The following is a 12,552-nucleotide window of genomic DNA, read 5'->3' on the forward strand; positions in this document are numbered from 1 at the left end:
AACTTCTTACGCCCCTGCGGAGCCCGGTCCGCTCGGATCTCGAAATCCATCGCACCCCTTGAGCTGGGGTGTTGCGACGACTACTAGAACCTAAGGTGGGTGCGGGCCCTCATCGTGTTGCCGTCCACACCCTTGCCGCTATCTGACGGGCCGTCATATCGTCGCGGACTGACGCACGCTTCCCCCACACGGGACGGGGAGTCACCATGCCGAAAATCCGCGCCAGTGCCGTCACCCGCACCTTCGGACGGGGCTCCCGGCAGCTCGCCGCGCTGGGCCCCCTCGACCTGGAGATCGCCACCGGCGAGTTCGTCTGCCTCGTCGGCCCCTCCGGCTGCGGCAAATCCACCCTGCTGCGCATCGCCGCCGGCCTGCTCCGCCCCTCCTCGGGCGAGCTGGAACTGCGCACCGACGCCACCCACCCCGCCGCCATGATCTTCCAGGACTACGGGATCTACGACTGGAAGACCGTGCTGGCCAACGTCCGCTTCGGCCTCGACGTCCAGCGCGTCCCCCGCAAGGAGGCCGACAGACGGGCCCGCGCCTGGCTGGACCGGCTGGGCCTCGCCGACTTCGCGGACGCCTATCCGGCAGCCCTCTCCGGCGGCATGCGGCAGCGCGTCGCCATCGCCCGCGCCCTCGCCGTCGAGCCGGAGATCCTGCTGATGGACGAGCCCTTCGCCGCCCTCGACGCCCAGCTGCGCACCATCCTCCAGGACGAACTGCTCGCCCTCACCCAGGCCACCGACACCACCACCCTGTTCATCACCCACAGCCTGGAGGAGGCGCTGCTGCTCGGCGACCGCGTCCTGGTGATGTCCGCCCGGCCCGGCCGCGTCATCGCCGAAAGACGCCCGCCCTTCGGCCGCCCCCGCACCGGCGACGTCCGCTCCGACGCCCGCTTCACCGCCCTCAAGGACGAACTGTGGCAACTGCTGCGCGGCGAGGTCTCCCAGCAGACCGCCACCGGCGGGGAGGGAGCCGCCGCATGAGCACACTGGACAAGCCCCGCACCCACGAGGGCCGCATCGTCCGCCGCCCCGGTCCCCGCGAGAGCGCACCGGAGGCCGCACACCGGCGCCGCCGCACCCTGGAGGTGTCGCTGGCCGTGGCCGTACCGCTCGTCCTCGTCCTGCTGTGGCAGCTCGCGGCGAGCCGGCAGTGGATCGACGAACGCGTCTACCCCGCCCCCTCCGCCATCGTCGCCGACGGCTGGGAACGCGCCGCCGAAGGAGAACTCTGGCCCGACGTATGGGCCACCCTGCGCAGAGTCCTGGCCGGATACGCCCTCGGCACGGCATCCGGCTACCTGCTGGGCCTGCTGATGGGCGCGCTCCCGCTGGTACGCGCCGCCCTGGAACCGATACTCGACGCACTGTACGTGGTCCCCAAACTGGCCCTGCTGCCGATCTTCCTCAACATGTTCGGCCTCGGCGAAGGACCGCAGGTCGCCCTGGTCGCCGCGACCGTGTTCTTCTTCGTGTGGATCTCCACCATGGCCGCCGTCCTCGCCGTACCCGACGGCCACCGCGACGCGGGGCGCGTCTTCGGCGCCAACCGCCGGCAGATGTTCCGGCACGTCCTGCTGCCCGCCTCCCTGCCGGCCGTCCTGGTCGGAGCCAGGATCGCCGCCGGGGTCGCGGTCCTGGTGATCGTCGCCTCGGAGTCCATCGCCGCCTCCGACGGCCTCGGCCACCTGATCTTCGACTCCCGGGCCCTCTTCCAGAACGACGTGATGTTCGTCGGCATCGTCTGCGTCGCCGTCCTGGGCGTCCTCTTCTCCGAGCTCGTACGCGTCGCCGGCCGCCTCCTCACCCCCTGGGCGCCCCGCGACCGGGGCCGCGGCCAGTCCTGACCACTCACCGGAGGTCGTCGTGCGCTCCTGTTGCCCCGCCCTCGCCCGTCCCGCCGCCCTCGTCCCCGCCCTGGCCCTCACCCTCGCCCTCACACTGGCCGGCTGCGCCGCCGAACAGCCCGGACTGGACACCGCCGGCCGCGACATCACCCCCGTCGCGGGCTGCGGCGACCGCGCCTGGACCGACCCCGGCGACCTCGGCGCCGACCGCTCCCCCGCCCGCTGCGCCCCACGCGCACCGGCACCGCGCAAACTGTCGAAGACCCGGAAACTCACCCTCGCCACCAGCACCCTGACCGCCGAATACGTCGCCCCTTTGCGGATCGCCATCGGCAAGGGCGAGTTCCGCAAGGAAGGACTGGACGTCGACCTCAAGGTGCTGCCCACACCCGACGCGCTGCCGCTGCTCGCCAAGGGCGAGATCGACGCCCTGTGGGCCGCGCCCGAAGCAGCCGTCGTCAACGGCATCAACTCCGGCTTCGACATCCGCTGGGTGGCCGGCAACTTCTCCCCCCACCCCACCTCGAAAAGCGGACTGTGGGTCCGCCTGCGCAAGGGCGAGAACGCCGCGAAAGTCCCACTCGAAGGACGGAAGATCGGCACCCTGATCGGCAAGGGCTCGGTGATCTCCTACCCGATGGACACCGTCCTGGCCGAGCACGGCGCCGCCATGGACTCCCTCACCTTCCAGCAGCTCGGCTCCTCCGACGTCCTGACCGCCTTCACCAGCGGAGCCGTGGACGCCGCATGGCTCCTCGACCCCGTATGGCGCCAGGTCGACAAGGACGGCCGGTACGCCTTCCTGGGCGGCCAGCCGGCCGGCGAACCACTGGGCGGGGCCCTCTTCGGCCCCAACCTGCTGAGCGCGGACGTGGATGCGGGCGTCGCCCTGCTGCGCGGCTACATCCGCACGATCAACACCTACTTCCGCGGCGACTACAAGAAGGACCGCGCCTTCGTCGCCGAACTGGCGAAGGCGATGAAGCAGGACCCGGACGTCGTCACCGCGGTGCCGTCGCTCCGCATGGACTGGGAGATCCGCAAAGGCACCACCGACCGGCTCCAGAAGGCGTACCGCGACGCGGGCGTCACCGAGGGCAAACCCGTGCCGGAGGCACAACTGGTCGACCGCAGGCTCTACGCGGAGGCCGTCGGCCACAAGCCGTGACCGCACGGTCGCACACCCTCGTACGGCACACACACGACGAAGGCCCGGATCCGAGGATCCGGGCCTTCGTCTTTCAGTAGCGGGGACAGGATTTGAACCTGCGACCTCTGGGTTATGAGCCCAGCGAGCTACCGAGCTGCTCCACCCCGCGCCGTTGTGTTCACAACTCTAACCACGACAAGCGACAAGCGCAAATCGAGCCGCACCACACCGCGCGGCCCGCCTCCCGGGATCGCCGGCTGCCTTCCCGGCTCCTCGCGCGGTGCACCCGGCCCCGCGCGAGGAGCCGGGAAGGCAGCCGGAGCCCCGCGCCCGACGGGCCGCCGCCCGGCGCCGTTCTCCCGGAGGCCGATGGGGCGGCGGCCGGCGCGAGGTCCCCCGGACACCACGGCGCAGCAGCGTGGCACTCGTCGCCGCCCGCGACCGCGTCCCAGCCGACGGCGGCCGGCTGTGCTGGTGGCCGTCCCAGCCCCGGGTCGGTCGTGCGGATCACGCGGATCACGCGGCACACGAACGCCACCGGGCCACAGGGACGGCTCGCTCCCGCGCGTACGCCGACAGGCCCACGGCCCCGCCCCGTGCGGGAACTTCACCGGGGCCACCCAGGCCCGTCTCGTACGGGAGCGCTGCAGAGGGCCCCTGGACGGACCGGCCCGGGCGATAGCGTCGGCATGGACCAACCGGAACCATCTCGCCCGCGGGCACTACCGGTGCCACGCGGAACCAGCTCTCGGAGAACACCACCCGGACCACGCGGAACCCCGCGCGCGAAGGCGTCACCGGAGCCGCCCACCGCAACCTGGCACGGAGGCCGCCGACGAAGCACCCGCGCCCCCTCGTACGAGAGCGCCTGGTGACGCCCGAGCCGGCTCAGGCGCGGGCCCACCAGGGCCGTCCGGACCCGCCTCGCAGGAGAGCCCTCCGGCGCCCCAGGGAGGCGGCCTGGCTGGGGCAAGGGCGTCGGCAGAGGCCACGCGGGGCGCACTCGTACGAGGGCACCACCAGGGCAACGCCGGCCCCCTCGCACAAAGCGCCACCAGAGCCGCCCGAAGCCGCCTCGAACGCGAGGGTTGCCACCAACGAGGCCGCACCGCACGCTGCACCACCAAGGCCGCGTGGACCCCTCGCACGAGACGCCACCAGAGCCGGAGCCACCCAAGACCGCCTCACCCCCGGGGCCCCGCCACCGGGTCCAGCCCGTACAAGGGCACCACCAGGGCCGCCCGGAGGCGCCTCGTGCAACGGTGCCACCGGGCGTCAGCCCTCGCTTTTTTCCCCCCCGACACGAGGCGGGGCCCTCATGGCGTGCCGGGCCGTGGGGGTGCTCCTACGCCGACAGCTCCGCACGCAGGGCGTCGCGGAGCTTCGCGGCGCGTTCGGCCACCTCCGCCGGGCCCAGTTCCACCGCGCGGGCGCACCAGAACTGTCCCTCCGCCAGTTCGCCGCGGCGGGCGTTGACGAGGGCCAGCCGCAGTGCCGCCCTGCCGTGCCCGGCCTCGGCCGCGCGCGTCCACCACAGCACGGCCTCCGGCTCGCTGCCTTCGCGGGCGAGCAGCAGCCCGAGGTTGAAGGCGCCGTTGGGGCTGCCCGCCTCGGCGGCGGCGCGGTACCAGCGGGCGGCGTCGACGACCTCGCCGCGGGCCGCAGCGCACATGCCCAGCCGCACCTGGGCGCGCCGGTGGCCGTGCTCGGCGGCCCGTTCGTACCACTCCTCGTACTCGGGCCTGGTCCCCTCCGCGCGGCCCAGCTCGTGCGTGGAGCCCAACTCGCCGGTGCCGCGCCGGGTCACGCGTTCCAGCAGTGCGCCGAGCCGGAAGGCGCCCTCGACGCTGCCGCCGCCGGCGGCGCACCGCAGGTGCCGTTCGGCTGTGTGCAGTTCGCCCTCCCGCAGCAGGGCGATGCCGACCTGGAGGGCGGCCTCCGCGTGGCCCGCCGCGGCGGCCCGCTCGTACCAGCCGCGTGCGGCGCGCTCGTTGCCGCGTCCGGCGTGCAGGATGCCGAGGTTGAAGGCGGCGTCCACGCTGCCCGCCTCGGCGGCCTTGGAGAACCACGGCTCGGCGCCCTCGGCGTCGCCGCGCTGGAGCAGCAGGACGGCGAGCGCGTTGGCGGCCTCCCGGTGCCCCGCGTACGCGGCTCGGCGGTACCACTGTTCGGCCTGTGCGGTGCGGCCCTGTGCCGCGCACAGCAGGCCCAGGTTGAAGGCGCCGTTGTCGCAGCCGGCTTCGAGGGCTACGCGGTACCAGCGTTCGGCGGCCTGCCGCTCGCCGCGGTCGGCGTGCAGGGCGCCCAGCGCGTTGGCGGCGTTGCCGTCGCCGTCCTCGGCCGCGCGGCGCCACCAGACGGCCGCGCTCTCCTCGTCACCGGCGTCCCGCAGCAGGAACCCGAGCGCGCAGGCGGCCCGGGCCTCGCCGTCCTTGGCGGAGGTGAGGTACCACCGGCCGGCTTCCTTGAGCTCGCCGCGGCGTTCCAGGATGGCGCCCAGCCGCAGGGCGGCCTTGCGGTGACCGCGTGCGGCGGCCTGCCGGTACCAGCGTTCGGCTTCCTCCTCGACCTCGCGGACGGCGGCGGCGTTGGCCTCCCCCTTGGCGGCCATGTCCGCGGCGCGGGCGCTGACGGACTGTGCGACGCGGTACGCGGCTTCTCTGTGCCCCCGCTCGGCCGCGGCCCGGAACCATTCCTCGGCGCCGTCCTCCCCGCGGTGTTCGAGCAGGTCGGCGAGGGCGTACGCGCCGAGCGCGTGCCCGGACTCGGCCGACTGCCGAAGCCAGTAGAGCGCCGCGGGCTCGTCGCCGCGTTCGCGGTGGTAGCGGCCCAGCGCGTGGGCCGCGGCGGCGGAACCGGCCACGGCGGCGGTGCGCCACCAGCCGGCTGCCTCTTCCGTGTATCCCCTCTGGTGCAGCAGTACCCCGAGGTTGTTCGCCGCGGCGCGGTCCCCCGCCGCCGTGGCGGCACGCAGATGCGGCTCGGCGCCGTCCAGATCCCCCCGGCGCAGCAGTTGGGCGCCCAGCACGCTGTCCGCTGCGGCGTTGTCCGCGACGGGCTGCCGGGTGGCAGTGGCCGTCGCTGCGGCTGCGGTCTTGTCGGTGTACTCCTCCACGCTCAGGCTCGGACCGGGACGTACCGGGTCCGTCGGCCTTGCCTTCTCCCCCATAAGCTCCATCGTCGCACCACCTGCAACCCGCGTACACCTGGTATACCGCAGCCAGTGAGGTCACTTCGGCGGTTTGTCGACTTCCCGACGAAGAGATACACCAAACTCAGGTGCCCCGCTATCCCCCGCACAAGCGAAGAGGCCCGGAGTCTGTTGACTCCGGGCCTCTTCTTCCGAGTAGCGGGGACAGGATTTGAACCTGCGACCTCTGGGTTATGAGCCCAGCGAGCTACCGAGCTGCTCCACCCCGCGTCGTTGTGTCTATAACCCTACACCACGACGCGGGGTGGTTTCACCCGACTGCCGATCGCCCTATCGGCCGCTGCCGGATCCGTTCTTGCCGCCGCCGGACTGCTCGGCCTCGGACGCGTCCTCCAACGCGTCCTCCAGCGCCTTCTGCTGCTTGCCGTACTCTTCCCAGTCGCGGTCGTCGAGGGCCTTCTGGCCGGCGTCGTACGCCTCCTGGGCGTCCTTGAGCGCCTCCTCGACGGTGGCGTTCGGCTGGTCCTTGTCCTTCTCCTGGTCGCCCGGTCCGGTGCGCTCACCGCCCTCGTCCCTGTCCGGGGTGTCGAACACCTTGTTGAGCGCCTTGGTGAGGCTGTCCTCGAAGGCGACCTGCTCCCCGTAGGTGACCAGAACCTTCCTCATGCGCGGGTAGTTGACCCCGGCGCCCCTGACGTAGACGGGCTCCACGTAGAGCAGTCCGCCCTCCAGCGGCACCGTGAGCAGGTTGCCGTACTCGACCTCCGAGTCACCCCTGCGGATGCGGTTGATCGTCTCGGCGATGTCCGGTTCGGAGTTGAACTTGCTCTGCACCTGCGAGGGGCCGGCGACGGTCGTGTTCGGCGGGAGTCTCAGGATTCTGATCTTCCCGTACTCGTCACTGCGGGCATCCGCGTCGACGGCCATGAAGGCCCCCAGCGTCTCCCGCTTGTTCGGGTTGAACGTCGTCGTCAGCTGGAACTGCTGCTTGGACTGGCCCGGCATCTTCAGGCTCAGGTAGTACGGCGGGACCGCGTTGCCCTTGTGCGTCGGGTCGTCCGGGATCTGCCAGCGCTCACTGCCGCTGTAGAACTGCGACGGCGAGGTCACGTGGTAGGTCTGGAGCAGGTTCCGCTGGACCTTGAAGAGATCCTGCGGGTAGCGCAGGTGATCCATCAGATCGCCGCTGATCGCCGACTTCGGCTTGACCGTGCCGGGGAACGCCTTCATCCACGTCTTGAGGACCGGGTCCTTCTTGTCCCACTGGTACAGCTGGACCTTGCCCGTGTAGGCGTCCACGGTCGCCTTGACCGAGTTGCGGATGTAGTTGACGCGGTTCTGCTGGGCCACCACCGCACGCTGCCCGTCGGTCAGCGAGTCCTCCGTGGTGTCCCCCAGGGTCGTACGCGACGCGTACGGGTAGCCGTTGGAGGTCGTGTAGGCGTCCACGATCCACTGGATGCGGCCGTTGACCACCGCGGGGTAGGGGTCACCGTCGATGGTCAGCCACGGGGCGACCGCCTCCACCCGGTCCTTCGGGGTGCGGTTGTACAGGATGCGCGAGCCCTCGCCGATCGCTCCCGAGTAGAGGATCTGCGGCTCGTTGAAATTCACCGCGTAGGCGGCGCGGTTGACCGGGTTGGAGAGGTCGACGCCGCTGTCACCCTTGTAGGTGTAGGTCTTCTCGCCCTCGTCGTCGGCGTAGTCCAGCTCCTTCTGCGGGCCGCCGACGATGGCGTACTTCGTCGTCTTCTCGCCGTAGTAGATACGGCCCTCGTACTCGCCCATCTGGCCCTTGGGCGGCAGGTCCTTCTCCGTGAAGTCCGGGGCACCGTCCTTGTCGACCGAGGTGCCCTTGGCGGCGACCATGCCGTAGCCGTGGGTGTACTTGAAGTGCTCGTTGATCCAGTTCTTCTCCGGGATCCCGTTGGTGTTGATCTCCCGGACGCCGACGACGGTGTCCTGCTCCTTTCCGTCCTTCTTGTAGCGGTCCACATCCAGCGTCTGCGGGAACTGGTAGTAGCCGCGCACCTGCTGCTTCTGCTGGAACGTCGGCGAGACGACGTTCGGGTCCAGCAGGCGCATGCTGGCGGTGGTGTCCGCCGCGTCCCGCAACTCCTCGTTGCTTGCCTTGCTCTTGCCGTTGTACTGGCGCACCTCGGCGTCGCCGATGTCGTACGCCTTGCGGGTCGCCTCGATGTTCTTCTTGATGTATGGCGCTTCCTTGGCCTGCTCGTTCGGAGCGACCTGGAACTTCTGCACCAGCGCCGGGTACAGCCCGCCGATCAGGATGGCGGAGAGCACCATCAGACCGAAACCGATCACCGGGAGCTGCCAGGTGCGCCGCCAGATCGTGGCGAAGAAGAGCACCGCGCAGATGATGGCGATGATGAACAGGATCGTCTTCGCCGGCAGGTACGCGTTCGCGTCGACGTACTTGAGGCCCGTCCAGTTGTCCGTCGCCTTGAAGTCACCCGACTTGACCGCCAGCCCGTACCGGTCCAGCCAGTAGGCGACCGCCTTGAGGGTGACGAAGATGCCCAGCAGCACCGAAAGGTGGCCGGTGGCCTGCGCGGTCGCCCGGGCACCCGGCGTCGTGACGCGCAGCCCGCCGTAGAGGTAGTGCACCAGCGCGGCGGCCAGCAGCGAGAGGATCGCGGCGGCGAAGCCGAAGCTCAGCAGGAAGCGGTAGAAGGGCAGGTCGAACGCGTAGAAGGCGACGTCCTTGTGGAACTGCGGGTCCTTGGTGCCGAACGCGACGCCGTTGACCCACATGAGCCAGGTGCGCCACTGGCCCGCCGCGGAAGCACCGGAGATGAGCCCGACGAGCGCCGTGATGCCCAGCAGCACCCATTTCTTGTACGGCGCCAGCCCCATGCGGTAACGGTCGAGACTCTGCTGCTCCAGCGACATCGCGCTCAGCGGCGGACGCAGCCGGTGGGCCAGCCAGATGTTGAACCCCACGGCAGCGGCCATCAGCAGGCCGAAAACGGCGAACAGGCCGATCTTCGTCCAGAGGGTCTTGGTGAAGACCGAGCTGTAGTCGACCGAGCGATACCACAGCCAGTCCGTCCAGAACCCGGAGAACATGACAAAGAGCATCGCCAGAACGGCCAGCACGCCCGCTGTCAGCAACAGCGTCCGGGCACGCCGGGAGGGCCGGCCCACTCTGATCCGTGGCCCGGAGGGGCCCCCTGAGCCCCGGTCCGGCATCTGGAAAGCCAAGGTGCGCACCTCGAAAATCGGCAGTTTGTGGAGCGATGAAGCTGGGCCCGCATCGTACGGCCCACTTGAGCAACTTACCGAGGCTTTACTCAGTTCCCGTTTCCGGGGTCCGGCTGCCGAAACCGGGTCCAGGTCCGCTCCCGGACGGCGGAGACGGCACGATATGGGGCATGAACAACCTCCCCCACGAGGGCACCCCCCTCGCCGCCCGTCCCCTGACCCGCGCCGTACTGGAGATCGACGAATACGCCGCAGGGCTGGGCTGGGACCGGCCCGCCCGCCTCTTCGCCCTGGTGAACACCGAGCGGCTGCGCACCGAGGAGCCCGAGCTGGCCGGCCAGCTCGGGCTCGACGAACAGAACGAGGGCGCCCAGGCCGCCGCCCTCACCCCCGTCGAGCAGGACGAGATCCCCGCCGACGTGCCGCTGGACGAGTTCCTGGCGACCATCGCCTGGCCCGACGCCGTGGACGGCTGCGCGGTCACGGTGGAGCGGCTGATGCTGCCGCCGTCCGCCGAGGCGGCGGTGCCCGCCGACCTCGACGGCGAAGCACTCACCCGGTGGGTTGCCGAACACCCCGAGCGGCAGGAAGTGCGGATGACGGTCGCGGTCCTGCGGGACGGCGAGCGGGAATCGGCACTGCGTCTGCGCGAGAAGGACTCCCCCACCGAGGTGCTGACCGGGCCCGATCTGGTGCCCGGCCTGGCGGAGGCACTGGACGCGACGTTCGCCGAGTGACCGGCCGGCCCGCGGGGCGCGCCGACGGGCCGGCCGCGCCCCTCAGTGGGCTTTGCACTGGGTGAGCCGGTCCGTCTCACCCTTGCGGATCTTCTTCAGCGAGTCGAGCGCGTCGTCTATGGAGGAGGTCTTCACCAGGGTGAGCCCCTCGGGCTTGTCCTTGGCGGCAGTCGCGCAGTTGCCCGCCGGGGTCAGGAAGAACTCGGCACCCTGCTGGCGGGCGGCGACGGTCTTCATCTGGATTCCGCCGATCTCACCGACCTGTCCGGCGTCGTCGATGGTGCCGGTGCCGGCGACGAACTTGCCGCCGGTCAGGTCGGTGGGGGTGAGCTTGTCGACGATGCCCAGGGAGAACATCAGGCCGGCGCTCGGGCCGCCGATGTCGGCCAGCTTGATGTCGATCTCGAACGGGAACGTGTGGCCCAGCGCCGTCGTGATGCCGACGATCGCCCGGCCGCCCTTCGCCTTCGTGGTGGTGACCGTGACCTTGCGGGCGTCCCGGGAGGAGGGCTTCTTCCCCTTCTTCTGGGCGGCTTTCGCCTCGGCCGCCGGGACCACCGTGAAGGTGACCCGCTCCCCCGGCTTGTGCTGGGTGACCAGCTTGCTGACGCTCTCCGGCTCCCCGACCGGATTGCCGTCCACCGCCGTGATGACGTCCCCGGCGTGCAGCCGCTTGTGGGCGGGCGCGCCCTTCTGCACGGAGCCGACCACCACATGCGAGCTGACGGGGAGGCCCAGCTTCTTGAGGGCGGCGACCTTGGCGCTCTCCTGGGAGGCGGTGAACTCCTCGGCGTTCTCCTCGTCGACCTCCTCGGCCGACTTCTGCTCCGGGTACAGCGTCCGGTAGGGGACGACCAGACTGTCGTGGCCCAGCCAGCCGGTGAACGCCCCCAGCAGTGTCATGCGGTACTCGGAACCGGTGACCCGCACTGTCGTCATGTTGAGGTGGCCCGAGGTGTCGTAGACCTTCGGCTTGCCCTTGTGCCCCGGCCTGTCCTTGATGTTGAGGACCGGATCACCGTCGTGCACGCTCAGCGTGTTCACCGTGGGCCCCGGTGACATCTCCCCGTAGGGCACCTCGATGAGCGCTCCGGCGCAGAGCATCGCTATGAGCAGCAGCGTTGATGCGAGCAGGGTTGCGGTGCGGCGAGGCATGGCACGACAGTACGGGACGGTCCTGTCAGTCGGCGCTCCGGGCCGGTCCGTCCGTGGCTGTGTGGGCCGCCGCCCCGGCGGCGGCGAGCTCGGCGGTGCGTGCACGCTTCCGTCCGGTGACCCGTGCACGCTTCCCGGGACGCCGCAGCGGCTCACCGTCCCCGGCGCCGGGCTCCGCCGACGGCGTACCGGACGGATGGCGGGCGGTCATGGCACCGGGCGGGCTGGTCCGCTCCATCGCGGCACGGAAACGTTCGTACCCCGCGACGCCCACGGCGTCGGGTGTCTTGACACGGCGCCGGCCCGCCCAGCTTCCCCACAGGCAGACGGCGACAGCGGCGACGACCGGAATCAGCAACCAGGCGAGAGCCGCCATCGGAACCTCCCGACCCCTCGTACATGCCTTCCGGGCAAGCGGCCCGGCGGCCGGCAGACCGGCCGATGAGCAGATTAACCGTCGGTTCCTCAACGGTCCTGTCCGGGGCCCGGTTACGCAACCGGAACGGTCGGCACCCGGCTGCACGGCGGGGTCGTTCGAACGGCCCCGGGCAGGCCCGTCGAACGGACCCGGGCGGGTCCGCCGGACAGCCCCGTCCACGTCCGCCGGACGGTCCCCGGCCCGAGGCGCCGACCGTCCGCCTGCCGTCGCCTCGCCTGCGGCACTCCAGCCGGTGGCGGCCCCGGAGCGGGGCGGGTCAGACGCCGACCCACTCCTCACTGCCGTCGGAGAACGTCTGGTGCTTCCAGATGGGAACCTCGTGCTTGAGGTCGTCGATCAGCTTGCGGCAGGCGTCGAACGCCTCCGCGCGGTGCGGGCACGAGACGGCCACGACCACGGCCAGGTCCCCCACCTCCAAATCCCCCACCCGGTGGACCGCGGCCAGGGCCCGCACCGGGTAGTCGGCGACGACTTTCTCCGCAACCCTGCGCAGCTCCGCCTCGGCGCTGGGGTGCGAGGAATAGCCCAGACGGGCGACATCCGCGCCCCCGTCGTGGTCGCGGACGGTACCCACGAACAGCGCCGTGCCGCCTGCCGCGTCATCACCGACAGCGGTGAACACCTCGTCCACGGACAGCGGCGTCTCACGGATGCCCAGCAGGCGGATGGGGTCCTTCGCCCCCCGCTCCCCGGGATGGTCGGGGCGCGCCCCCTGGTCGCCGGTGCCTGCGGCGTCGTACGTCTGTGCCATGCCGGTCATGCTGCCCTACCCGCCGTGAATCCGGAACACCTGCCCGCCGCCGTACGGTGAGCCGTTCCGCCACCGCGGCAACGGTGCGC

9 protein-coding genes and 2 tRNA genes are annotated in these 12,552 nt (G+C 71.1%); 4 read left to right on the forward strand and 7 right to left on the reverse strand.

The window, feature by feature from the left end; genetic code table 11:
- Nucleotides 1-206 precede the first annotated feature (206 nt).
- The 3 genes from IO40_RS0127760 to IO40_RS0127770 are packed head-to-tail and all read left to right on the forward strand — an operon-like array spanning nucleotide 207 to nucleotide 3,023.
- Complete coding sequence (locus tag IO40_RS0127760; protein WP_016469642.1) at nucleotides 207-992, forward strand: ABC transporter ATP-binding protein; 786 nt, start codon at nucleotides 207-209, stop codon at nucleotides 990-992.
- Complete coding sequence (locus tag IO40_RS0127765; protein WP_030408410.1) at nucleotides 989-1,855, forward strand: ABC transporter permease; 867 nt, start codon at nucleotides 989-991, stop codon at nucleotides 1,853-1,855. The genes IO40_RS0127760 and IO40_RS0127765 overlap by 4 nt, the downstream gene beginning before the upstream one ends.
- A 19-nt stretch (nucleotides 1,856-1,874) precedes the next feature.
- On the forward strand, nucleotides 1,875-3,023 hold the full coding sequence (locus IO40_RS0127770) for an ABC transporter substrate-binding protein (RefSeq protein WP_051698643.1): 1,149 nt from the start codon (nucleotides 1,875-1,877) through the stop codon (nucleotides 3,021-3,023).
- Between the two features lie 77 nt (nucleotides 3,024-3,100).
- Here the strand turns inward: IO40_RS0127770 and IO40_RS0127775 are convergent.
- The 4 genes from IO40_RS0127775 to IO40_RS0127790 all read right to left on the reverse strand — a co-directional run bounded on the left by IO40_RS0127775 (nucleotide 3,101) and on the right by IO40_RS0127790 (nucleotide 9,390).
- Nucleotides 3,101-3,174, reverse strand: a tRNA-Met gene (locus tag IO40_RS0127775).
- Nucleotides 3,175-4,350: 1,176 nt separating this feature from the next.
- On the reverse strand, nucleotides 4,351-6,183 hold the full coding sequence (locus tag IO40_RS0127780) for a tetratricopeptide repeat protein (protein WP_016469639.1): 1,833 nt from the start codon (nucleotides 6,181-6,183) through the stop codon (nucleotides 4,351-4,353).
- Nucleotides 6,184-6,352: 169 nt separating this feature from the next.
- Nucleotides 6,353-6,426: transfer RNA gene (locus tag IO40_RS0127785), tRNA-Met, on the reverse strand.
- Between the two features lie 60 nt (nucleotides 6,427-6,486).
- The gene (locus IO40_RS0127790) at nucleotides 6,487-9,390 is read right to left on the reverse strand and encodes a UPF0182 family membrane protein (RefSeq protein WP_078659797.1); all 2,904 of its coding nucleotides are present in this window, start codon (nucleotides 9,388-9,390) and stop codon (nucleotides 6,487-6,489) included.
- A 161-nt stretch (nucleotides 9,391-9,551) separates the two neighbouring features.
- Between IO40_RS0127790 and IO40_RS0127795 the strand changes: the two genes are divergently transcribed.
- Nucleotides 9,552-10,118, forward strand: coding sequence for a PPA1309 family protein (locus tag IO40_RS0127795; protein WP_031176342.1), 567 nt, complete (start codon nucleotides 9,552-9,554; stop codon nucleotides 10,116-10,118).
- A 42-nt stretch (nucleotides 10,119-10,160) separates the two neighbouring features.
- Here IO40_RS0127795 and IO40_RS0127800 read toward each other — a convergent pair whose 3' ends face one another.
- The 3 genes from IO40_RS0127800 to IO40_RS0127810 all read right to left on the reverse strand — a co-directional run bounded on the left by IO40_RS0127800 (nucleotide 10,161) and on the right by IO40_RS0127810 (nucleotide 12,472).
- Nucleotides 10,161-11,273, reverse strand: a complete 1,113-nt coding sequence (locus tag IO40_RS0127800) for a YlbL family protein (RefSeq protein ID WP_030408413.1) — start codon at nucleotides 11,271-11,273, stop codon at nucleotides 10,161-10,163.
- 25 nt (nucleotides 11,274-11,298) lie between these two features.
- Nucleotides 11,299-11,649, reverse strand: a complete 351-nt coding sequence (locus tag IO40_RS0127805) for a hypothetical protein (protein ID WP_030408414.1) — start codon at nucleotides 11,647-11,649, stop codon at nucleotides 11,299-11,301.
- Between the two features lie 319 nt (nucleotides 11,650-11,968).
- Nucleotides 11,969-12,472, reverse strand: coding sequence for a molybdenum cofactor biosynthesis protein MoaE (locus tag IO40_RS0127810; protein ID WP_016469634.1), 504 nt, complete (start codon nucleotides 12,470-12,472; stop codon nucleotides 11,969-11,971).
- Nucleotides 12,473-12,552: the final 80 nt, after the last annotated feature.

The organism is Streptomyces albus subsp. albus (assembly GCF_000725885.1).
Taxonomy (GTDB): Bacteria; Actinomycetota; Actinomycetes; order Streptomycetales; family Streptomycetaceae; genus Streptomyces; species Streptomyces albus.

What these genes read in the sequence shown, in the direction of transcription:
- IO40_RS0127760 (WP_016469642.1), top strand. Translation starts at nt 207, where the DNA reads ATGCCGAAAATCCGCGCCAGTGCCGTCACCCGCACCTTCGGACGGGGC.
- IO40_RS0127765 (WP_030408410.1), top strand. Translation starts at nt 989, where the DNA reads ATGAGCACACTGGACAAGCCCCGCACCCACGAGGGCCGCATCGTCCGC.
- IO40_RS0127780 (WP_016469639.1), bottom strand. Translation starts at nt 6,183, where the DNA reads ATGGAGCTTATGGGGGAGAAGGCAAGGCCGACGGACCCGGTACGTCCC.
- IO40_RS0127795 (WP_031176342.1), top strand. Translation starts at nt 9,552, where the DNA reads ATGAACAACCTCCCCCACGAGGGCACCCCCCTCGCCGCCCGTCCCCTG.
- IO40_RS0127800 (WP_030408413.1), bottom strand. Translation starts at nt 11,273, where the DNA reads ATGCCTCGCCGCACCGCAACCCTGCTCGCATCAACGCTGCTGCTCATA.
- IO40_RS0127805 (WP_030408414.1), bottom strand. Translation starts at nt 11,649, where the DNA reads ATGGCGGCTCTCGCCTGGTTGCTGATTCCGGTCGTCGCCGCTGTCGCC.
- IO40_RS0127810 (WP_016469634.1), bottom strand. Translation starts at nt 12,472, where the DNA reads ATGACCGGCATGGCACAGACGTACGACGCCGCAGGCACCGGCGACCAG.